Genomic DNA, 22,210 nt, shown 5'->3' with positions numbered 1-22,210 from the left:
TATCTTGCGGTGTCTGTTAGCCCAGGTTCTTGCCCAAGAGGGCGTGATAGAGCTCGCTGTCACCCAGAATCCCCACCACCTTGTTGTTGTCCTGCAGCACCAGCTTGTTCCCTGTCTGATACCGAATCTGCAACGCCTCACGCATCCCGATATTCGAATCCACCAGCGTCGGCATCCGGCCCAGGCCCTCCACCGATTGCCCCGGTGCCCAGTTCTGCAGGTTCAGCACCGAACCGTTCTGCCGCGCGCCCTTGATGGTGTTGCCTTCGGCCAGGTCCAGCCACGAGTCACCGCCCGGGTCCAGGCTGATGGAGCCGTTGACGTGGGTGCAGTTATCCACCGTGCGCATCAGGCTGCGGCCACACAGCACATTCAGCGGGTTGGTGTGGGCCACGAAGGTCCGCACATAGTCATCCGCCGGGTTCAGCACGATCTCTTCCGGCACGCTGTACTGGATGATCCGCCCGTCTTTCATGATCGCGATGCGGCTGCCGAGTTTCAGCGCCTCATCCAGGTCGTGGCTCACGAATACGATGGTCTTGCTCAGCTTGCGTTGCAGCTCCAGCAACTCATCCTGCAAGCCCTGGCGGATCAGCGGGTCGAGTGCCGAGAAGGGTTCGTCCATCAACAGGATATCGGCGTCCATCGCCAATGCGCGGGCCAGGCCGACACGCTGCTGCATGCCACCGGAAAGCTCGTCGGGCTTCTTGTTGCGCCACTGCGACAGGCCCACCAGTTCCAGCTTGTCGTCCACCAGCTTGCGTCGTTCTTTTTCCGGGCGGCCCTGCATCTCCAGGCCGAAGCTGATGTTCTCGCGCACCGTCAGCCAGGGCATCAGGGCGAACTTCTGGAACACCATGGCGATGCGCTGGGTGCGCATCATTTTCAGCTCGGCGGGGGTGCAGGATGCGATGTCGATCTGGCGACCTTCATGCTCCACAAACAGCTTGCCGCGGCTGACGGTGTTCAAGCCATTGATGCAGCGCAACAAGCTCGACTTGCCCGAACCGGACAGGCCCATCAGCACGCAGATCTCGCCTTTCTCGACATCCAGGCTGGCGTTTTCAACGCCGACAATCTGCCCGGTCTTTTTCAGGATCTCGTTGCGCGTCATGCCCTGGTCCAGCAGCTTGAGCGCCTCGCGTGGGTCTTTGGAGAAGATCACGTCGACATTTTCGAATCGGATAATGCTCATGCATCACCCCCTACTTTGGCGTCGGGTTGTTTGCAGATGCGGTCGAGCATGATGGCCAGCAGTACGATCGCCAGGCCGGCTTCAAAGCCCAGGGCGATGTCGGCGGTGTTCAGCGCGTTGACCACCGGTTTGCCGAGGCCGTCGGCGCCCACCAGGGCCGCGATCACCACCATCGACAACGACAGCATGATGCATTGGGTAATGCCGGCGGCGATGCTCGGCATGGCGTGGGGCAGTTCGATCCGCGAGAGCAACTGACGGCGCGAGCAGCCAAAGGCCTTGCCGGCGTCCATCAACTCTTGCGGCACATCACGGATACCCAGGTAAGTCAGACGGATAGGCGCGGCAATCGCAAACACCACCGTGGAAATCAGCCCGGGCACCACACCCAGCCCGAAGAGGGTCAGGGTAGGGATGAGGTAGACGAAGGTCGGTACGGTCTGCATCAGATCGAGCACCGGCCGCATCAGGGTGTAGAACATCGGTTTGTGCGCGGCAACAATGCCCAGCGGCACCCCGATCACCACGCAGACCAGGGTGGCGAACAGCACTTGCGCCAGGGTCTCCATGGTTTCCTGCCAGTACCCCAGGTTGAGGATCAGCAGGAAGGAGGCGATGACAAAAACGGTCAGGCCCCATTTGCGTTGAATGAAGTGAGCGAGCAGCGCAATCAGACCGATCAATGCCAGTGGATTGAACCAGGTCAGCGCGAACGTCACGCCGTGGATCATCGTTTCCAGGGTCGATGCGATTGCGTCGAAGTAGGCGGCCCCGTGTTGGGTCAACCACTCAACGAAGGCAGCGATGTACTGGCCTAGCGGGATTTTATGTTCAGTCAGCATGGTAGTGAATGTCCACATGCGAAGAGGAAAAACATCCCGGGCCAGCGTACCGGCCCGGGGTCAGCGGTTACTTGGCGAGGTAAGCTTTGACGGCCTCCAATCCTGGTTTGCCATCGACCGTGGTGACACCGGCGAGCCAGGTGTCGAGCACTTGCGGGTTCTTCTTCAGCCATGCCTTGGCGGCGGCGTCAGGCTTCATTTTGTCGTCCAGGACATTACCCATCAGGGTGCTTTCCATGTTCAGGGTGAACGACAGGTTTTTCAGCAACTGGCCCACGTTGCTGCATTCCTGGGTGTAGCCCTTGCGGACGTTGGTGTAGATGGTGGCCTGGCCGTAGTTGGGGCCGAATGAATCATCACCCCCGGTCAGGTACTTCATCTTGAAGCGGGTGTTCATCGGGTGCGGTTCCCAGCCGAGGAACACGATGGCCTGGTCGCGCTTGGTGGCGCGTTCCACCTGCGAAAGCATCCCGGCTTCGCTGGATTCGACCACTTTGAAGCCGGCGGTTTTCAGGCCGAAAGCGTCCTTGTCGATGAGGGTCTGGATGGTCCGGTTGCCGTCGTTGCCCGGCTCGATCCCGTAGATCTTGCCGCCCAGCTCATCCTTGAATTTGACGATGTCGGCGAAGTCTTTCAGGCCCTTGTTGTACAGCGCTTCCGGTACGGCCAGGGTGTACTTGGCGTTTTCCAGGTTGGCGCGCACGGTTTCCACGGTGCCGGCATCACGGTACTGCTTGATGTCGTTTTCCATGGTCGGCATCCAGTTGCCGAGGAAGATGTCCATGTTCTTGCCGTCGGCCAGGGACTTGTAGGTCACGGGTACTGAAATCATCGTGGTGCGGGGTTTGTAGCCGAGGCCCTTGAGGACTTCGCTGGTGGTGGCCGTGGTGACGGTGATGTCGGTCCAGCCGACATCGGAGAAGTTGACGGTCTGGCATTGCGCCGGTTCTGCAGCGTGAGCCACGACTGGCAGACTCAGCATGGCGGCCAACAACAACGACGGGGAACCTTTCATGGGGGTGGACTCCTGGTGTTTTTCTGGCGGCAATAACACCGCGCTTATAGGTGTTGCGGTTGGGCGTGCGGCACAGCTCTGCCACGCAACTGTGCAAACGAGTCGAGACTGATCATGTACCAGTGAAAATCTGACGCCTACAGGGGGCGTCGTATCCAGTACAGGGATGGTCGTATCCAGTGTCGGTGACGTCGCTTACAGATTTTTTCCACGGCAAAACTGCACTTTTTACCGATCTGCACCGCAAAAAACGGCCAAAACGTCGCCTTCCACAACAGCGGCGCTGATGAGCATGGGTACGTCGGTGTGAGACGCCGTGAGCGCCAGCAAAAGCTTGATGATGGCCGCATCTGGGCGGATTGCGACATGAGCGTAGCAGCTCCGTCACCAGGCGTTATGTGCGCCTGGCCTGTGCTCATCGAGGAGTTTCACGGCAATGGCTATCAGCGTTTTCGACCTGTTCAAGATCGGCATTGGGCCTTCGAGTTCTCACACCGTCGGCCCCATGCGCGCCGCGGCGTTGTTCGTTCAAGGATTACGTGAACGTGATGTGTTGGAACAAGTCAGGCGCGTCGAAGTTCAGCTGTATGGCTCCTTATCGGCCACGGGCATCGGTCACGGCAGCGACAACGCGGTGATCATGGGCCTGATGGGCGAGTGGCCGGACGCGATCGATCCGTCACAGATCGGCATCCGCATCGAAACCCTGCGCGAGACCAACACCCTGCTGCTGGACGCACGTTTGCCGGTGCCTTTCTTATGGGCGCGGGACATGCGCCTGATCGACGAAAACCTGCCGTTCCACCCTAATGCCATGACCCTGGTGGTGTTCGGTGATAACGGCGAGCTGCACCGCGACACCTACTACTCGGTGGGCGGCGGATTCGTGGTGGATGAAGCCCAGGCCAACAGCGGCGTGGCGGACATGGACCGCACCGAGCTGCCCTATGATTTTTCCAGTGCGGTGGAACTGCTGCAGCTGTGCAAGACCCACAACCTGCGCGTCGCTGAGCTGATGTTGGCGAACGAAAAAACCTGGCGCTCGGAAGAAGAAATCCGCAGCGGCCTGATGAAGCTCTGGCGCGCCATGCAGGATTGCGTGGAGCAAGGCCTAAAGCACGAAGGCATCCTTCCCGGCGGCCTCAATGTAAGGCGCCGTGCAGCCAAGTTGCACCGCAGCTTGCAGGAGCTGGGCAAGCCGAATGTGATCGGCTCGACCTTGAGCGCGATGGAATGGGTCAACCTGTTCGCCCTGGCGGTGAATGAAGAAAACGCCGCCGGCGGGCGCATGGTCACGGCACCGACCAACGGCGCGGCGGGGATCATCCCGGCGGTGCTGCACTACTTCATGAAGTTCAGCGAAGAAGTGACCGAGGCCAACGTGGTCGACTATTTCCTCGGCGCGGCGGCGGTGGGCATCCTGTGTAAGAAAAACGCGTCGATCTCGGGTGCCGAAGTCGGCTGCCAGGGTGAAGTCGGCTCGGCGTGCGCCATGGCGGCGGCGGGGTTGGCGGAGATCCTCGGTGCGACGCCGGAGCAATTGTGCAACGCGGCGGAGATTGGCCTGGAACACAACCTCGGCCTGACCTGCGACCCGGTAGGCGGGCTGGTGCAGGTGCCGTGCATCGAGCGTAATGCGATTGCCGCGGTGAAGGCGATCAACGCGGCGCAGATGGCGCTGCGGGGGGATGGCCAGCACTTCATCTCGCTGGACCGGGTGATCCGCACCATGCGCGATACCGGGGCGGATATGCATGACAAGTACAAGGAAACATCGCGGGGTGGGTTGGCGGTGAGTGCGGTGGAGTGTTGATCCGGAAAGACCGCGTCGCCTGCATTCGCGAGCAAGCCCGCTCCCACATTCGACCGAGTTCCTACTGAAAAAACGCGGTCAAGTGTGGGAGCGGGCTTGCTCGCGAATGCGGTAGACCGGGCAACACTGCTCATAAAGTGAACACCAGAACCAAAAGCGCCACCTTTTAGCGCGTCGCAATTAGATAAGTAGCTCCCGAACGATTTCCCCTCATGACCATCGGTCACCCGTGCTTGTGGTGACAGACTTTTCCCACGTCGTTTCTCTCCCTTCCCACAAGTGCTACCGATCTGCTCACACACCTTGAGCCTGCGTTCTCTCACGTCTTTTCTGGGTCATATCCCCCACTCCATGCGCGGGCTTATATAGACACGTCATGAGGTCGTTTTCAGGAGTTATTGAATACGCATTCAACTTTAGGCATGGCATTTGCTCTATCAATACAAAGCCTCTCACCATAGGAGTTTCCTTAAGGCGATGAGTGCAATAACAAGAGCCTCGCCTGAGGCCATCACCCGCTTTGTGTGAGGAGATACCGCGATGACGTCGTTCAACTCCGGGGCTCAACCCCAGAACCGTGCGCCTCAATCCATCGGCTTTTTGCTGCTGGACAATTTCACGCTGATTTCCCTGGCCTCCGCAGTCGAACCCCTGCGCATGGCCAACCAACTCTCCGGCCGCGAGCTGTATCGCTGGACGACGTTGAGTGTGGACGGAAACCAGGTGTGGGCCAGCGACGGTCTGCAAATCACCCCCGATGCTTCCATGCACAAAGCCCCGGCCCTGGACACCGTGATCGTCTGTGGCGGCGTGGGTATCCAGCGCACCGTGACCCGTGAACATGTGTCGTGGCTGCAAAGCCAGGCGCGCCAATCCCGTCGCCTTGGCGCGGTGTGCACCGGCAGCTGGGCCCTGGCCTGCGCCGGCCTGCTGGACGGGTTTGATTGCAGCGTGCACTGGGAATGCCTGGCGTCGATGCAGGAAGCCTTTCCCCGCGTGGCCATGAGCACACGCCTGTTCACCCTCGACCGCAACCGCTTCACCAGCTCCGGCGGCACCGCGCCGCTGGACATGATGCTGCACCTGATCAGCCGCGACCACGGCCGTGAGTTGTCGGCGGCGATCTCCGAGATGTTTGTGTACGAGCGCATCCGCAACGAACAGGATCACCAGCGTGTGCCGCTCAAGCACATGCTTGGCACCAACCAGCCGAAGTTGCAGGAAATCGTCGCGCTGATGGAGGCCAACCTGGAAGAGCCGATCGACCTCGATGAACTGGCGGTGTACGTAGCGGTGTCCCGGCGTCAGCTGGAGCGCTTGTTCCAGAAATACCTGCACTGTTCGCCGTCGCGCTACTACCTCAAGTTGCGCCTGATCCGTGCGCGGCAGTTGCTCAAGCAAACGCCGATGTCGATCATCGAAGTGGCGTCGGTGTGCGGGTTTGTCTCCACGCCGCACTTCTCCAAGTGCTACCGCGAATACTTCGGCATTCCGCCGCGGGATGAGCGTGTGGGTTCCAACACCACGCAGCAGGTGGCGATGATGCCGATTCCGCAGGCGCTGGTGTTGTCACCGTTGTCCGGGCCGTTGTCGGCGTTGAGCCAGGCCAGGAATGAGTCGACTTTCGCGAGTGTAAGGCTTTAGACCGAGTCGCCTGCATTCGCGAGCAAGCCCGCTCCCACACTTGACCGCGTTTTTTCAGTAGGAACGCGGTCGAATGTGGGAGCGGGCTTGCTCGCGAATGCGGTATATCAGGCGCCAGAGTTCTGCCGAAATTGCACCAGCGCCGGCAACAACTGCTTGTCGATCGCCTGCCTCACCGCCGGCAAGATCGTCGCGCTGCCGGTGTACATCTGCTCAACCATACCCTTGAGCGCCTTGGCCCGCGCCGCGCTCAAGCCGCGCACCGCACACTCGCAAGCCTGCTCGGCGGTAGCGCCGCTGGACACCTCGAAACCCAACGACCGCAGCTGGCCCAGCAGGTCATCCTGGTCAATCAAATCCGCGTGCATCATGACGTTAATCCTTGTTAGGGGAGCGGGGGATTGAAGTCGATTCTGGTAGGCCATCACCGAGTCGGCAAGGCCTGAATGCATGAATGTCCGGCACACCTATGAACAGGTCGTTTTCGGCTAACTCGCAAGGCAGGGGAGTGTGCACACTGGCATCAAGCAAGCAGCTTGAAGGTTTGGTCACCCTCGGGATGCGCCGCTCACACAAAGCACTCTGCCCCGATCCTGTCACGGCTGGATCGGGGCTTTTTTTGAGCTGAAATTTGAGGTGAAGCTGCTGGCCCCTTCGCGAGCAAGCCCGCTCCCACAGTTGACCGCGTTTTTTCAGGAGGAACTCGGTCAAATGTGGGAGCGGGCTTGCTCGCGAAGGGGGAGCCTCGGTCTACCGCTGCAACACCAATATCCGCGACAACAACTCATCCCGATCGATATAGCAGCCCTGGAAATGCCGCGCGCCGGACGCCGGATCAAACGCATTGCGCGCATGCAGGGTCCGGCGATTATCAAAGCACCACAGCTCGCCCGGATTCAGACGTTTGACCAGCCGAAAACGCTCTTCCCGGGTCATCGCAATAAACCGGCGATAGGCGCGATAGAGCAACGGCATCTGCTCTGCAGGCGCCTCAAACGGCCCGCGCAGAAAGTTGGCCATGCGAATCTCGGCGACTTCACCCAAGGCATCCAGAGCGATGATCGGCGCCAGCCGGCGATAGTCGCTGTGACGGTCCTTGTTGCGAAACTCCACCGGGATCTCACACAACGCGCCAAAGGCTTCCGGATCTTCGTCCCGCAGCGCCCGCGCAATCGCAAAACCATCGACAAAAATACTCTCGCCCCCGTCGGCGTCGTTCACCAGGCAATGCAAGAACTGCAGCCCGGGTTGCAGCTCCCGCGTCGGCAAATCACTGTGCAGCGGCAGGTTGAATGCCGTGTAGGCGTTGCTGTCGGCATCGGCCTTGGACTGCACGTTGAACAGCACGCCGAAGTTGCTCTCGCGGATGAACGAAATGCGCTTGGCGATCAGCGCCAGCGAGCCAGGTTCGGTGGGCACACCGCGCACTTGGGTGAGGCCGCTGTCACGCAGGGCCAGCAGCCATTGCAGCAGGGCTTTCGGGTCTTCCATCAGCGCTGCGTAGTCGAATACGGGCAGCTCGAACCTGTGGTCCCACAGCCGGGATTTCGGCTTGGCCGCCCGGCGTTCGGCGCGGGACTCATCGTCGTAGGCGTGCGCCCGCAACCATCCGGGATCGTATTGGCTGCGATGCCCGCCGCTCCATTCCACTGTCAGCAGACCCTGGTCGATACGTGCACTGAGGGCCGTGAGGTGTTCGTCCACATCGACGATTTCCAGCACCTGTTCACGGGTCACGCTGTAGACGCAAACAGGGCACGGGCAGTTGTCCCGCAGCCACTGGTGATGAAACGGGCTGACCCGCCCATCGGCCCATCGCACACTGAGGTGATCGCCGTGCACCTGCACATCGGCCAGGTCACTGATCAGTGGGTAAGTACGGAAGTCGGCAACAGCGGCGGCGGTTTGCATGGCGATTCCTTATTTTTGGGGGGGCAGTCCAATCACGCGGCCGAGCAGGGCGGGCTTCGGCAGGTCGGTTTGTTCGGCGCTGATGCTGGCAAGCCTGCCCAGCACCGCTTCGCTGAACGGCGCGGAATGCGGCCCGGCGAGGTCGACGTGGAGCAGCATCTGTTCGTTGCCCGCCAGCTCCTTTTCGTCGCCCACCAGGTGCAGGCTGTGATAGAGGTGCAGGCGCTTGCGGTCGTGGGCGATGAGTTGGGTGTGTACCTCGACGGCGGCGCCCAGTTTCACTTCGTGCAGGTAGTTGAGGTGCAACTCCAGGGTGAACAGCGAGTGGCCGCTGGCTTCGCGGTTTTCGCTGTCCAGGCCCAGGGTGTCCATCAGCGCATCGGTGGCGTAGCTGAAAATCAGCAGGTAGAACGCATCGCGCAGGTGGCCGTTGTAGTCGACCCACTCGGGGAGGATTTTGGTGGTGTAGGTGGTGAGTGCGGGCATGGTTCGGTTCCCGGTAGGTACGTGATCGTTCCCACGCTCTGCGTGGGAACGCCTCCTGTGACGCTCTGCGTCACGCGTTGGGACGCAGAGCGTCCTGGGCTGCATTCCCACGCAGAGCGTGGGAACGATCTTTACAGGGCTTATTCGGCGAAGGTCATACCGTGTTTTTCCTTAGTGGTCTTCACCGCCTCCAGCACCGCCAGCAGGCAATCATCACGATAGCGCTCCAGCGCCGAAATGCTGTGCTTGCCCAACTGATCGCTGGTGCCGTCCACCACGTCGTCAATCAATTTGTCGGTCAATTCCGGCGCCGGCAGATAGGTCCACGGCAGCTGCAAGGCCGGGCCGAACTGCGCCATGAAGTGCCGCATCCCGGCATCACCGCCCGCCAGCGTATAGGTCAGGAACGTGCCCATGAACGACCAGCGCAAACCGGCGCCAAAGCGAATCGCATCATCGATCTCGCCGGTGGTTGCCACACCATCGTTCACCAGGTGCAACGCCTCACGCCACAGGGCTTCCAGCAGCCGGTCAGCGATAAAACCGGGCACTTCCTTACGCACATGCAAAGGGCGCATGCCGAGGGATTCGTACACTTTGATTGCTGCCTGAATCGCTTCCGGCGCAGTGTTTTTGCCGCCTACCACTTCCACCAGCGGCAACAGGTAAACCGGGTTGAACGGATGCCCCACCACGCAACGTTCCGGGTGCGTGGAGCCTTCATAAAACTCGCTCGGCAACAACCCCGAAGTACTCGAACCAATCAACGCGTTCGGCTTGGCCGCCGCGCTGATTTTGCTGTGTAACTCCAGCTTCAACTCCAGGCGTTCCGGGGCGCTTTCCTGGATGAAGTCGGCGTCTTTCACGCACTCTTCAATGGTGGCCACAAAGCGCAGGCGATCTTGCGAGGCGCCGGGTGCAAGGCCTTGTTTCTCGAGTGCGCCCCAGGCATTCGCGACACGTTTGCGCAGGGCCGCTTCGGCACCAGGCGCCGGGTCCCAGGCCACCACATCCAGGCCGTGAGCCAGTGCGCGGGATACCCAGCCACTGCCGATAACGCCGCTGCCCAGCGCTGCGAAGGTTTTGATTTCAGTGATAAAGCTCATGGCAAATTCCTAAAGAGTTCGGTGATCTCCTGTGGGAGCGGGCTTGCTCGCGAAAGCGGTCTGTCAGTTGATGCATTCGGTGGCTGATCCACCGCTTTCGCGAGCAAGCCCGCTCCCACATTTGATTCGGTTCCTGCAGGGCGTCGTGCGGTGTGTCTTAGCCGCGCTTGGTCAGGCCCATCTTCACGCGGCCTTCAGCCGGGGTCATGACCCGCGCACCCAGGCGGCTGAGGATCTCGCTGGCGCGTTCCACCAACTGGCCGTTGGTCGCCAGCACGCCCTTGTCCAGCCACAGGTTGTCTTCCAGGCCGACCCGCACGTTGCCGCCCAGCAGCACTGCTTGCGCCGCCATCGGCATCTGCATGCGACCAATGCCGAAGCCGGCCCACACCGCGTCAGCCGGCAGGTTGTCGACCATGGCTTTCATGGTGGTGGTGTCGGCCGGCGCGCCCCACGGGATGCCCAGGCACAGCTGGAACAACGGGTTGTCGAGCAAGCCTTCCTTGATCATCTGCTTGGCGAACCACAGGTGACCGGTGTCGAAAATCTCCAGCTCGGCTTTAACGCCCAGCTCTTGAATACGTTTGGCGCCAGCCCGCAGCTGGGCCGGGGTGGAGACGTAAATGGTGTCGCCATCGCCGAAGTTCAGGGTGCCGCAATCGAGGGTGCAGATTTCCGGCAGCAGCTCTTCCACGTGGGCCAGGCGGGTCAGCGGGCCCACCAGGTCGGTGTTGGGCCCGAATTCCATGGGGTTCTCGCCGCCACCGATTTCCAGGTCGCCACCCATGCCGGCGGTGAGGTTGACGATGATGTCGACGTCCGCCTCGCGGATGCGCTCCATCACTTCGCGGTACAGCGCCACGTCGCGGCTGAACTTGCCGGTCTCGGGGTCACGTACGTGGCAATGCACCACGGTGGCACCGGCCTTGGCTGCTTCCACCGCCGCGGCAGCGATTTGTTTCGGAGTGACCGGCACGTGAGGGCTTCTGGCGGTCGTGTCGCCAGCACCGGTGAGTGCGCAGGTGATGATGACGTCGTGGTTCATGAGGCAGGTTCCTTACAGGCGTGATTTTCAGGCGTAGTCATACCGTTCGCAGCCGGGAGCGGCTGCGAAACGGTGATTCAAGACAGGTTATTTGCTGGTCAATTGCAGGTTGGCTGCGGCGGGTTTGCCGTCGAAGGTGGTCACGCCTTCCAGCCAGCGCTGCTGGTCTTGCGGGTGATCCTTGAGCCATTGCCTGGCCGACTCGAAAGCGTCCTTGTGATCCAGCAGCGGCTGCATCATTCGGCTCTCGTCGGCGGCGGTGAAGGTCAGGTTGCTGAGCAACTTGTGCACGTTGGGGCATTGCTCGGCGTAGGTCGGCGAGGTGACGAACCACACGGTGGCCATGCCTTCGTTCGGGCCCAGCGCGTCATCACTGCCGGTGAGGTAAGTCATCGCCACGTTGACGTTCATCGGGTGCGGCGCCCAGCCGAAGAACACCACGGCCTCCTTGCGGCGCACGGCGCGGTCGACGGCGGCGAGCATGCCGGCCTCGCTGGATTCCACCAGTTGGAACTTGCCCAGGCCAAACTGATTCTTGGCGATCATCGCCTTGATCTGGGTGTTGGCGCCCGAGCCCGGTTCAATGCCGTAGATCTTGCCGCCCAGTTCTTTTTCAAACCTGGCGATGTCGGCGAAGGTCTTCAGGCCCTTGTCGGCCAGGTAAGTCGGCACCGCCAGGGTCGCGCGGGCGTCTTCCAGGGACGGCTTGTCGAGCACCTTGACCTGCTTGGCGTCGACAAACGGGGTGATGGTCTGGGTCATCAGCGGGTTCCAGTAGCCCAGGAACATGTCCAGGCGCTGGTCGCGAATACCGGCAAAGATGATTTGCTGGGACGCGCTGGTCTGTTTGGTCTTGTAGCCGAGGCCGTCGAGCAACACTTGAGTCATGGCACTGGTGGCGATTACGTCGGTCCAGTTCACCACGCCCATGCGCACGTTCTGGCAAGAAGCCGCATCGGCTGCCATGACGTTGGTGCTCAAAATGGCGCTGGCGCTGAGTGCGAGCACACAGCGGCTGATCAGTCGGTTCATGGTGGTTCCCTCGGCAGGTTGTTATTGTGGGTTCCGGCGTCTTTGTGCACCGTGCAGCCAAGTTACGCAGCTTGGTCCCCGACAAAACGCACGGCGGCGACCAGCTCTTGCACTGCAGCGACCTGCCCCCTTGAATGACCGATTGAACTGGCGTATCACAGTGACCACGCTGTCCGTCCTACGAGAGCGCTCCATGTCCCAGGATTTCTACTTTCTGCTGATGCCGGGCTTCTCCGCCATCGGCTTTATCTCCGCGATCGAACCTTTACGTGTCGCCAATCGTTTTCGCGGCGAGCTGTACCGCTGGCACGTCTTGAGCGCCGACGGCGGCGCGGTGCTGGCGAGCAATGGCATGTCGGTCAACGCCGACGCCGCGCTGGAGCCGCTGAAAAAAGGCTCGACCTTATTGGTGGTGGCCGGCTTCGAACCGCTGAAGTTCGCCACGCCCGCACTGGAACACTGGCTGCGTCGCCTTGATCACGACGGCGTGACCCTCGGCGCCATCGACACTGGCGCCTGCGTACTCGCCGAAGCCGGCCTGCTCGACGGCCACCGCCTGACCCTGCACTGGGAAGCCATCGACGCCTTCAAGGAATCTTATCCACAGCTGACGGTAACCCAGGAGCTGTTCGAGATCGACCGCCGGCGCATCACCTCGGCGGGCGGCACCGCGTCCATCGACCTGATGCTCGACCTGATCAGCCAGGCTCACGGGCCAGAGTTGGCGATCCAGGTGTCCGAGCAATTCGTGCTCGGCCGCATCCGCCCGCGCAAAGACCACCAACGCATGCAGATCGCCACGCGCTACGGCATCAACAACAAGAAGTTGGTGCAGGTGATTGGGGAGATGGAACAGCACACGGAACCGCCGTTGAGCACACTGGCGCTGGCGGAGGCGATCAAGGTCACGCGGCGGCAGTTGGAGCGCTTGTTTCGGCTGCACCTGAACGACACACCGAGCAACTTCTACCTGGGTTTGCGCCTGGAAAAGGCTCGGCAGTTGTTGCGCCAGAGCGACCTGAGCGTGCTGGAGGTGAGCATCGCCTGCGGGTTTGAGTCGCCGTCGTATTTCACCCGCAGCTACCGGGCAAGGTTTGCCAAGTGCCCAAGGGAAGATCGGCGCCGGGAAGCAGTATGAAAACCGCTATTGAAAACAACACAGATCAAATGTGGGAGCGGGCTTGCTCGCGAATGCGGTGGATCAGTCGTTACATGTATTGACTGACACACCGCATTCGCGAGCAAGCCCGCTCCCACAGGGGATGTGCGATGTAGCTTATTTCTTCAGCAGGGCTGAACACGCGGCCTTGTAAGCCTCATGCTGATACTTGTTCAGCGTCGCCGGCAGGGCAAAGTCATGTTTCTTGTTCTGCGCATTGATGGTCTGCGGCGACAGCAGCGTCACTTCAACGCCGTCCAGCAACTGAAACACACCTTCAATCTTGAACGTAGTCGGGCCGCCGGCGAATTCGCCTTTCTTGCTGCGCTTCTTGATGGCGATGCGGCTGATGCCGTTTTCCCGCACAAACGCGCTGACCTGAGCGGCGAAGGCCTTGACGTTGGCCGCCTCATCATCGTCTTCAAGGGCGATTTTCTTGGTGGCCAGAGCGACGTGGCCCAATGCCTGACCGTCGAGCGAGGCGACAGCAATAATGGCTTCGCTGCCTTTGATTTCGATGCCGCAGATAGTCATGAATAGCCTTGGTTCTGAGTAGAGAGTGGAGGGGGTTGTCGCTTATTCCTGCCCAATCGACTCCAAAAACTCCGACCGTTCATCACTCATCCGCGCCAGACAATCATTCTGCTGGATCGCATATGCCTTGCTTCCCGCCACTGCCGGGAAGGTATCTACAGCGCAATCCGCATCCCGTAACTTTTCCCACTTCTGCTGGGCATCCTTCAGACGAGCGGTAATGTCCGCCAGCTGCGTCTTGTTGCTGCCATAGGTCGAACCCATGCGTTCCAGCAGCCCCTGGTAGTTATCCTTGAGCAGTTGTTCGGCGGTGGTTTTGTTGTAGGTGGCGCATTCCAGGGTTTGCTTGTCGTTCTCGATGCCATCGCAAGGCGTGTTATCGGTGTCTTCAGCGGCGTGTGCGCCGGTTGCGATGAGTGCCAAAGCCAGGAAAATCGATTTCATTGCGCCGTCTCATATCAGTTGATGAGCAAATTCTGGCTCAAGCGTAAGACAAAGAACAGACACCCGTCAGAGATGTCATGTTGGCCTTTGTCGCCGATTGACGCTTTCGGCAATTCCCTTGTCGTTTTTGCACCCGGCTCCTTCTGCCCCGGGGCATATGCTGGCCCCAAAGCGCCGGCAGACGATTCGGCGCATGAATCGCCAATAAGGGGACGCCTGATGAGCCCAGCCGAATTGCACGCCGACAGCATCGTTATCGACGGGCTGATCATTGCCAAGTGGAACCGCGACCTGTTCGAAGACATGCGCAAGGGTGGCCTCACCGCTGCCAACTGCACCGTGTCGGTATGGGAAGGGTTCCAGGCCACCATTAACAACATCGTGGCCAGCCAGACCCTGATTCGCGAAAACAGCGACCTGGTGATCCCGGTGAAAACCACCGCCGATATCCGTCGCGCCAAGGAACAGGGCAAGACCGGCATCATCTTCGGCTTCCAGAACGCCCACGCGTTTGAAGACCAGCTCGGCTATGTCGAGATCTTCAAGCAGCTCGGGGTTGGCGTGGTGCAGATGTGCTACAACACCCAGAACCTGGTGGGCACCGGCTGCTATGAGCGCGATGGCGGCCTGTCGGGCTTCGGTCGCGAGGTCGTCGCCGAGATGAACCGCGTCGGCATCATGTGCGACCTGTCACACGTGGGCTCCAAGACCTCCGAAGAAGTCATCCTTGAATCGAAAAAGCCGGTGTGCTACTCCCACTGCCTGCCTTCAGGCCTCAAAGAGCACCCGCGCAACAAGTCCGATGAAGAGCTGAAGTTCATCGCCGACCACGGTGGCTTTGTCGGCGTGACCATGTTCGCGCCGTTCCTGGCCAAGGGCATCGACTCGACCATCGACGACTACGCCGAAGCCATCGAATACACCATGAACATCGTGGGCGAAGACGCCATCGGCATCGGCACCGACTTCACCCAGGGCCATGGCCAGGATTTCTTCGAAATGCTGACCCACGACAAGGGCTACGCCCGCCGCCTGACCAGCTTCGGCAAGATCATCAACCCGCTGGGCATCCGCACCGTGGGCGAGTTCCCGAACCTCACCGAGACCCTGCTCAAGCGCGGCCATCCCGAGCGCGTGGTGCGCAAGATCATGGGCGAAAACTGGGTCAACGTCCTGAAGGACGTCTGGGGCGAATAAGCCACCACTCACGCCTCTTTTCCCCCAACCTTATGCGTCGGGGGCTTACCAAAGCATTTTCCGGAGTTAAGTTTCCATGGCCAAGATCGCCCCTCAATTGCCTATCGAAGTCGACAGCGAAACCGGTGTCTGGACCTCCGACGCCCTGCCGATGCTGTACGTGCCGCGCCATTTCTTCGTCAATAATCACATGGGGATCGAAGAAGTCCTGGGCAGCGAGGCCTACGCCGAAATCCTCTACAAGGCCGGCTACAAATCCGCCTGGCACTGGTGTGAAAAAGAAGCTGAATGCCATGGCCTGGAAGGCGTCGCAGTGTTCGAGCACTACATGAAGCGCCTGTCGCAGCGCGGCTGGGGCCTGTTCAAGATCCAGGACATCGACCTCGATAAAGGCACGGCCAGCGTCAAGCTCGAGCACTCGGCATTCGTCTACGTGTACGGCAAGGTCGGGCGCAAGGTCGACTACATGTTCACCGGCTGGTTTGCCGGCGCGATGGACCAGATTCTCGAAGCCCGCGGCAGCAAGATCCGCACCGTTGCGGAACAGGTATACGGCGGCTCCGAAGAGGGCCACGACGACGGCCTGTTCACCGTCAAGCCGTTGTAAGTCGAGGACCCTGCCATGGCTTTCGAAGCAATGTTTGCGCCGATCCAGATCGGCAAACTGACCATCCGCAACCGCGTGCTCAGTACCGCCCACGCTGAGGTGTATGCCACCGACGGCGGCATGACCACCGACCGCTATGTGAAGTACTACGAAGAGAAAGCCAAGGGCGGGATCGGCCTGGCGATCTGCGGCGGTTCTTCCAGTGTCGCCATCGACAGCCCGCAAGGCTGGTGGAAGTCGGTGAACCTGGCGGATGACCGGATCATCCCGCACTTCCAGAACCTGGCCGACGCCATGCACAAGCATGGCGCCAAGATCATGATCCAGATTACCCACATGGGCCGTCGCTCGCGCTGGGACGGCGAGCATTGGCCCACGCTGCTGTCGCCCTCGGGCATCCGCGAGCCGGTGCACCGCGCCACCTGCAAGACCATCGAGCCTGAAGAAATCTGGCGGGTGATCGGCAACTACGCTACCGCTGCGGCACGGGCCAAGGCCGGTGGCCTGGACGGTGTGGAGCTGTCGGCGGTGCACCAGCACATGATCGACCAGTTCTGGAGCCCTCGGGTCAACAAACGTACTGACGAATGGGGCGGCAGCTTCGAAAACCGCATGCGTTTCGGCCTTGAGGTGTTGAAGGCGGTGCGCAAGGAAGTCGGCCCGGATTTCTGCGTCGGCATCCGTTTGTGCGGCGACGAATTCCATCCGGACGGCCTGTCCCACGAGGACATGAAACAGATCGCCAAGTACTACGACGACACCGGCATGCTCGACTTCATCGGCGTGGTCGGCTCGGGGTGCGACACCCACAACACCCTGGCCAACGTTATCCCGAACATGAGTTATCCACCGGAGCCGTTCCTGCACCTGGCGGCCGGCATCAAGGAAGTGGTCAAGGCCCCGGTGCTGCACGCGCAGAACATCAAGGACCCGAACCAGGCCACGCGCATCCTGGAAGGCGGCTACGTGGACATGGTCGGCATGACCCGCGCCCACATCGCCGACCCGCACCTGATCGCCAAGATCAAGATGGGCCAGATCGACCAGATCAAACAGTGCGTCGGCGCCAACTACTGCATCGACCGCCAGTACCAGGGCCTGGATGTGCTGTGCATCCAGAACGCCGCCACTTCCCGTGAATACATGGGCGTGCCGCACATCATCGAGAAATCCACCGGGCCAAAACGCAAAGTCGTGGTGGTGGGGGCTGGCCCGGCCGGGATGGAAGCGGCGCGGGTGGCTGCCGAACGTGGCCACGACGTGACGCTGTTCGAGAAGAAAGAATTTATCGGCGGGCAAATCACCACTGCATCGAAAGCCCCGCAGCGTGACCAGATTGCCGGGATCACCCGCTGGTTCCAGCTGGAACTGGCGCGCCTGAACGTCGACCTGCGCCTGGGCGTGGCGGCGGACGCGGCAACCATCCTCGACCTGCGCCCGGACGTGGTGGTGCTGGCGGTGGGCGGTCATCCGTTCCTGGAGCAGAACGAACACTGGGGCGCGGCTGAAGGCCTGGTGGTCAGCAGCTGGGACGTGCTCGACGGCAAGGTTCTACCTGGCAAGAACGTGCTGGTGTACGACACCATCTGCGAGTTCACCGGCATGTCGGTGGCCGACTTCCTCGCGGACAAGGGCAGCCAGGTCGAGATCGTCACCGACGACATCAAGCCGGGCGTGGCCGTGGGCGGTACGTCGTTCCCGACGTACTACCGCAGCATGTACCCCAAGGAAGTGATCATGACCGGCGACATGATGCTGGAAAAGGTCTACCGCGAAGGCGACAAGCTGGTGGCGGTGCTGGAGAACGAATACACCGGGGCCAGGGAAGAGCGGGTGGTGGACCAGGTGGTGGTCGAGAACGGCGTGCGTCCGGACGAAGAGCTCTACTACGGGCTCAAGGCAGGCTCGCGCAACAAGGGCCAGATGGACATCGAGGCCCTGTTCGCGATCAAGCCGCAGCCGTGCCTGAGCGAGCCGGGCGAGGGGTACTTGCTGTTCCGCATTGGTGACTGCGTGGCCCAGCGTAATACCCACGCTGCCATCTATGACGCCCTGCGCCTGTGCAAGGATTTCTGATCCGCCTGATCGTTCCCACGCTCTGCGTGGGAATGCCGCCCTGGACGCTCCGCGTCCGCTCTTAGGTCGTGACGCAGAGCGTCACAGGATGCATCCCCACGCAGAGCGTGGGGACGATCATTGACCCCGAGGTCTTTGGGAGCTTCACCATGTTGAACACCCTTCTTCCCATCCTGCTCTTCGCCGCCCTGGGCCTTGCCGTCCTCGGCGCGCTGCGCCGGGTGAACATGTGGCGCCGCGGCCGGTCCTCCAAGGTCGACTTGCTCGGCGGCCTGTTGGCCATGCCCAAGCGCTACATGGTCGACCTGCACCATGTGGTCGCCCGCGACAAATACATCGCCAACACCCACGTCGCCACCGCCCTGGGCTTTGTGCTCTCGGCGCTGCTGGCGATCCTGGTGCACGGTTTCGGCCTGCATAACCGCATCCTCGGCTACGCCTTGCTGTTGGCTTCGGTGCTGATGTTTGTCGGCGCCACCTTCGTCTACCTGCGCCGTCGCAACCCGCCTGCACGCCTGTCGAAAGGCCCGTGGATGCGCCTGCCGAAAAGCCTGATGGCGTTCTCGGTGAGCTTCTTCCTGGTGACCTTGCCGGTGGCCGGGATTCTGCCGGCGGACTTCGGCGGCTGGCTGCTCGCCGCGCTGCTGAGCCTGGGCGTGTTGTGGGGCGTGTCGGAAATGTTCTTCGGCATGACCTGGGGCGGCCCGATGAAACACGCCTTCGCCGGTGCCCTGCACCTGGCCTGGCACCGCCGCGCCGAACGCTTCGGCGGCGGCCGTTCCACCGGTTTGAAACCCCTGGACCTCGCGGATAAAAGCGCGCCCCTGGGCGTGGAAAAACCGGTGGATTTCACCTGGAACCAACTGCTCGGCTTCGACGCCTGCGTGCAGTGCGGCAAGTGCGAAGCCGCGTGCCCGGCGTTCGCCGCCGGCCAGCCGCTGAACCCGAAAAAACTCATCCAGGACATGGTCGTCGGCCTGGCCGGTGGCACCGACGCCAAGTTCGCCGGCAGCCCGTATCCGGGCAAAGCCATCGGCGAACACGCCGGCAACCCGCACCAGCCAATCGTCAATGGTCTGGTGGACGCCGAGACCCTGTGGTCCTGCACCACTTGCCGCGCCTGCGTGGAAGAGTGCCCGATGATGATCGAGCACGTGGACGCCATCGTCGACATGCGCCGCCACCTCACCCTGGAAAAGGGCGCGACCCCGAACAAGGGGGCCGAAGTCCTGGAAAACCTGATCGCCACCGACAACCCCGGCGGTTTTGCGCCGGGCGGGCGGATGAACTGGGCGGCGGATTTGAACCTGCCCTTGCTCAGCGACAAGAAAACCGTCGACGTGCTCTTTTGGGTTGGCGACGGCGCCTTCGACATGCGCAACCAGCGCACCCTGCGCTCGTTCGTCAAAGTGCTGAAAGCCGCCAAGGTCGACTTCGCCGTACTGGGCCTTGAAGAGCGCGACAGCGGCGACGTGGCCCGGCGCCTGGGCGATGAAGCCACTTTCCAGCTGCTGGCCGCACGCAATATCCAGACCCTGGCCAAATACAGCTTCAAGCGCATCGTCACCTGCGACCCCCACAGTTTCCACGTGCTGAAAAACGAATACGGCGCCTTCGGCGGCAACTACCTGGTGCAGCACCACAGCACCTACATGGCCGAACTGATCGACGCCGGCGCCCTGAACCTGGGCCAGCACAAAGGCAACAGCGTGACCTATCACGACCCGTGCTACCTGGGCCGCTACAACGGTGAGTACGAGGCACCGCGCCAAGTGCTGCGGGCGCTGGGGATCGAGGTCAAGGAAATGCAGCGCTCCGGTTTCCGCTCGCGCTGCTGCGGTGGCGGTGGCGGGGCGCCGATCACCGATATTCCCGGCAAGCAGCGGATTCCCGACATGCGCATGGAAGACATCCGCGAGACCGGCGCCGAACTGGTGGCCGTGGGTTGTCCACAGTGCACGGCGATGCTGGAAGGCGTGGTCGAACCGCGTCCCTTGATCAAGGACATTGCCGAACTGGTAGCTGACGCGTTGCTTGAAGACGCGGCACCGGCCAAGGCGCCGAAACGCGAACCTGCGGAGGTGCATTGATGAGCGACATTATCCGCCGCGACCCACGGGCCGAATGGATCGCCCGTAACCGCCTGCACCCGCTGCACGCGGCGATGCAGCCGGTGCAACACAGCTGGATGGGGCCCAATGGGGTCATCCGCAAGAACGTGCACGGTGTCGGTTTTATCGGCCCCAACGGCATCAAGCGTATTGACCGCAGCGGCGCCCAGCAGGGCGGCGCGGCCAAGCGTACGGCAGCGGTGGAAGTGCAGTTGCCGCTGTATCAGGTACGGGCGCCCGCTTTCTACATCAACGTGGTGCCGGACATGGTCGGCGGCCGCCTGAGCAGCCACGACCGCGACTTGCTGGGCCTGGCCCGGCAACTGGCCGGCGACGACGGTGCGGTATTGGCCGTGGTGTTCGGCGAACACAAGGAAAACGCCTTCGCCACTGCCGGTGTGGATCGGCTGCTGGTGTTGGACGGGCATGAATTCGACGGTTATTCACCGGAGCAACGGGTTCACGGCCTGCGGGCTGTGGATAACCAGTTCAACCCGCGCCACTGGTTGCTGCCGGACAGCCGCAGCGGCGGTGGTGAATTGGGGCGGCGTTTTGCCGCGAGCCTCAAGGAGCGCCCGGCCACGCGGGTCTGGCAGATCAAGGGCCAGGAATGTATTGGCCGTGCAGGCGCGGGTCAGGAGGATCTTGCCCGGCCACTGCCACGGATGATCCTGGCTGCGGCGGAGTGCGCCGATCCCGTCAGCGAAACCCGTCACGAAGTGCTGTCGGTGGAGTTATCCACAAGCCTGGCCCGCAGCCTTGCGCGTATCGAAGATTTGGGCGCGGTGGCCGTGGACCCGGGGGCAATTCCCATGGCCGAAGCCGAGTTCATCTTCTCGGGCGGCAACGGGGTCAAGGACTGGGCACTGTTCCACCAGACCGCTGCCGCGTTGGGCGCCACCGAAGGTGCTTCGCGGGTGGCGGTGGATGACGGCTTCATGGCCCGGGATCGCCAGGTCGGCGCCAGCGGTACCTGGGTCACCGCGCGGGTTTACGTGGCGGTGGGGATTTCCGGGGCGATCCAGCACCTTCAAGGCATTGGTGCCTGCGACAAGGTGGTGGCGATCAACCTCGACCCGGGCTGCGACATGATCAAGCGTGCCGACCTGTCGGTGATCGGCGAAAGCGCCGCGATACTGCAAGCCTTGATCGTTGCGGTCGAGGCCTACCGCCACGGCGCCAAGCGCGATGCGGCTTAAGGAAATGGCCATGACGACGAATGTAATCAGCCTGGTGTCCATCGGTGCCCACCCGACTTCCGGCCGTCCACGCCGGGCCGAGCAAGACGCGCGCGCAGTGGAACTGGGCCTGCAACTGGCTGGGGATAACCTGCAAGTGCTGCACGCCGGCGACATCGGCGAACCCACCCTGCGCGCTTACCTGGGCATGGGCTTGCCGCAGTTGCACGTGCTTGAACAACCGGCCGGGGCAGACGCCTTGCCGGTGCTCGGCGACTATCTGCGGGACGCGGGCGCCCAAGTGGTGCTCACCGGCAGCCAGGCGGAAACCGGCGAAGGCTCGGGCATGTTGCCGTTCCTGCTGGCCGAGCAACTGGGTTGGCCGCTGATTGTCGGCCTGGCCCAGGTGGAATCCATCGAAGGCGGCGTGGCCCATGTGCTGCAGGCCTTGCCTCGCGGCCAACGGCGGCGGCTGAAGGTGCGCCTGCCGTTTATGGCCACGGTGGATAACGCGGCGCCCAAGCCACGGCAAAGCGCCTACGGCCCGGCGCAACGCGGTGAGCTGACGGCCCATGACGTCGAGGTGTTGGAGGATGAGTTATTCACAGGCGCTGTATTGCAGCCGGCCAAGCCTCGGCCCAAGCGGCTCAAGGTGATCAAGGCCAAAAGCGGTGCCGACCGGATGAAGGCCGCAACGGCCAAGGCCAGCGGCGGCGGTGGGCAGGTGCTCAAGGGCGTGAGTCCGGAAGCGGGCGCTGAAGCCATTCTTAAATTGCTTATAGAAGAAGGTGTAGTGCGCTGATCCACTGTGGGAG

20 protein-coding genes are annotated in these 22,210 nt (G+C 61.8%); 9 read left to right on the top strand and 11 right to left on the bottom strand.

Annotated features, from left to right (window positions below):
• Positions 1–16: 16 nt before the first annotated feature.
• The 3 genes from choV to C0058_RS30135 form a co-directional block, all read right to left on the bottom strand.
• Positions 17–1,195, bottom strand: coding sequence for a choline ABC transporter ATP-binding protein (gene choV, locus C0058_RS30145; RefSeq protein ID WP_003216907.1), 1,179 nt, complete (start codon positions 1,193–1,195; stop codon positions 17–19).
• Positions 1,192–2,037 carry a choline ABC transporter permease subunit gene (gene choW / locus C0058_RS30140; protein WP_003216909.1) on the bottom strand — a complete coding sequence of 282 codons (846 nt, stop codon included), beginning with the start codon at positions 2,035–2,037 and terminating at the stop codon, positions 1,192–1,194. Before choW ends, choV begins: the two co-directional genes overlap by 4 nt.
• A gap of 67 nt (positions 2,038–2,104) precedes the next feature.
• Positions 2,105–3,052, bottom strand: a complete 948-nt coding sequence (locus C0058_RS30135) for a choline ABC transporter substrate-binding protein (protein WP_003216912.1) — start codon at positions 3,050–3,052, stop codon at positions 2,105–2,107.
• Between the two features lie 436 nt (positions 3,053–3,488).
• On the opposite strand from C0058_RS30135, the gene C0058_RS30130 reads away from it, so the two are divergent.
• Both C0058_RS30130 and C0058_RS30125 read left to right on the top strand, forming a co-directional pair.
• Positions 3,489–4,865, top strand: a complete 1,377-nt coding sequence (locus tag C0058_RS30130; RefSeq protein ID WP_008434038.1) for an L-serine ammonia-lyase — start codon at positions 3,489–3,491, stop codon at positions 4,863–4,865.
• A 540-nt stretch (positions 4,866–5,405) separates the two neighbouring features.
• Positions 5,406–6,509 (top strand): GlxA family transcriptional regulator, encoded by a 1,104-nt coding sequence (locus tag C0058_RS30125; protein WP_003216915.1) that lies wholly within the window; start codon positions 5,406–5,408, stop codon positions 6,507–6,509.
• Positions 6,510–6,616: 107 nt separating this feature from the next.
• Here C0058_RS30125 and C0058_RS30120 read toward each other — a convergent pair whose 3' ends face one another.
• The 6 genes from C0058_RS30120 to C0058_RS30090 all read right to left on the bottom strand — a co-directional run bounded on the left by C0058_RS30120 (position 6,617) and on the right by C0058_RS30090 (position 12,089).
• Positions 6,617–6,880: a hypothetical protein gene (locus C0058_RS30120; protein ID WP_003216918.1), complete on the bottom strand. Its 264-nt coding sequence runs from the start codon at positions 6,878–6,880 to the stop codon at positions 6,617–6,619.
• Positions 6,881–7,259: 379 nt separating this feature from the next.
• Positions 7,260–8,420 carry a gamma-butyrobetaine dioxygenase gene (locus C0058_RS30115; protein ID WP_102370069.1) on the bottom strand — a complete coding sequence of 387 codons (1,161 nt, stop codon included), beginning with the start codon at positions 8,418–8,420 and terminating at the stop codon, positions 7,260–7,262.
• 9 nt (positions 8,421–8,429) lie between these two features.
• Positions 8,430–8,906: a thioesterase family protein gene (locus C0058_RS30110; protein WP_102370068.1), complete on the bottom strand. Its 477-nt coding sequence runs from the start codon at positions 8,904–8,906 to the stop codon at positions 8,430–8,432.
• 140 nt (positions 8,907–9,046) lie between these two features.
• Positions 9,047–10,012 carry an L-carnitine dehydrogenase gene (locus C0058_RS30100; RefSeq protein WP_017476440.1) on the bottom strand — a complete coding sequence of 322 codons (966 nt, stop codon included), beginning with the start codon at positions 10,010–10,012 and terminating at the stop codon, positions 9,047–9,049.
• A 157-nt stretch (positions 10,013–10,169) separates the two neighbouring features.
• A complete protein-coding gene (locus tag C0058_RS30095; RefSeq protein WP_003216924.1) occupies positions 10,170–11,057 on the bottom strand; it encodes a 3-keto-5-aminohexanoate cleavage protein in 888 nt (295 codons plus the stop codon).
• An 87-nt stretch (positions 11,058–11,144) separates the two neighbouring features.
• On the bottom strand, positions 11,145–12,089 hold the full coding sequence (locus C0058_RS30090) for a choline ABC transporter substrate-binding protein (RefSeq protein WP_102370067.1): 945 nt from the start codon (positions 12,087–12,089) through the stop codon (positions 11,145–11,147).
• A 193-nt stretch (positions 12,090–12,282) separates the two neighbouring features.
• On the opposite strand from C0058_RS30090, the gene C0058_RS30085 reads away from it, so the two are divergent.
• Positions 12,283–13,227: a GlxA family transcriptional regulator gene (locus C0058_RS30085; RefSeq protein ID WP_003216927.1), complete on the top strand. Its 945-nt coding sequence runs from the start codon at positions 12,283–12,285 to the stop codon at positions 13,225–13,227.
• A gap of 138 nt (positions 13,228–13,365) precedes the next feature.
• On the opposite strand, the gene C0058_RS30075 is transcribed toward C0058_RS30085, so the two are convergent.
• Positions 13,366–13,782, bottom strand: a complete 417-nt coding sequence (locus tag C0058_RS30075) for a DUF3010 family protein (protein ID WP_102370066.1) — start codon at positions 13,780–13,782, stop codon at positions 13,366–13,368.
• 42 nt (positions 13,783–13,824) lie between these two features.
• The gene (locus tag C0058_RS30070) at positions 13,825–14,226 is read right to left on the bottom strand and encodes a lysozyme inhibitor LprI family protein (RefSeq protein ID WP_087694766.1); all 402 of its coding nucleotides are present in this window, start codon (positions 14,224–14,226) and stop codon (positions 13,825–13,827) included.
• Positions 14,227–14,445: 219 nt separating this feature from the next.
• Between C0058_RS30070 and C0058_RS30065 the strand changes: the two genes are divergently transcribed.
• The 6 genes from C0058_RS30065 (at position 14,446) to C0058_RS30040 (ending at position 22,197) form a co-directional block, all read left to right on the top strand.
• Positions 14,446–15,423 (top strand): dipeptidase, encoded by a 978-nt coding sequence (locus tag C0058_RS30065; protein WP_003216932.1) that lies wholly within the window; start codon positions 14,446–14,448, stop codon positions 15,421–15,423.
• Between the two features lie 76 nt (positions 15,424–15,499).
• Entirely contained in the window at positions 15,500–16,030 is a 531-nt protein-coding gene (locus C0058_RS30060; protein ID WP_008430647.1) for a DUF5943 domain-containing protein, read from the top strand.
• A gap of 15 nt (positions 16,031–16,045) precedes the next feature.
• On the top strand, positions 16,046–18,106 hold the full coding sequence (dgcA, locus tag C0058_RS30055; RefSeq protein ID WP_087694764.1) for a dimethylglycine demethylation protein DgcA: 2,061 nt from the start codon (positions 16,046–16,048) through the stop codon (positions 18,104–18,106).
• Positions 18,107–18,255: 149 nt separating this feature from the next.
• Entirely contained in the window at positions 18,256–20,196 is a 1,941-nt protein-coding gene (gene dgcB, locus C0058_RS30050) for a dimethylglycine demethylation protein DgcB (RefSeq protein WP_102370065.1), read from the top strand.
• Positions 20,196–21,416: an electron transfer flavoprotein subunit alpha/FixB family protein gene (locus C0058_RS30045; protein WP_102370064.1), complete on the top strand. Its 1,221-nt coding sequence runs from the start codon at positions 20,196–20,198 to the stop codon at positions 21,414–21,416. The genes dgcB and C0058_RS30045 overlap by 1 nt, the downstream gene beginning before the upstream one ends.
• Before the next feature lie 10 nt (positions 21,417–21,426).
• Complete coding sequence (locus tag C0058_RS30040; protein ID WP_102370063.1) at positions 21,427–22,197, top strand: electron transfer flavoprotein subunit beta; 771 nt, start codon at positions 21,427–21,429, stop codon at positions 22,195–22,197.
• The last annotated feature ends 13 nt before the right edge of the window (positions 22,198–22,210 follow it).

The organism is Pseudomonas sp. NC02, from assembly GCF_002874965.1.
Taxonomy (GTDB): domain Bacteria; phylum Pseudomonadota; class Gammaproteobacteria; order Pseudomonadales; family Pseudomonadaceae; genus Aquipseudomonas.
Note: the sequence above shows the minus strand (reverse complement) of the source record. Positions and strands in the feature narration are given on the sequence as shown.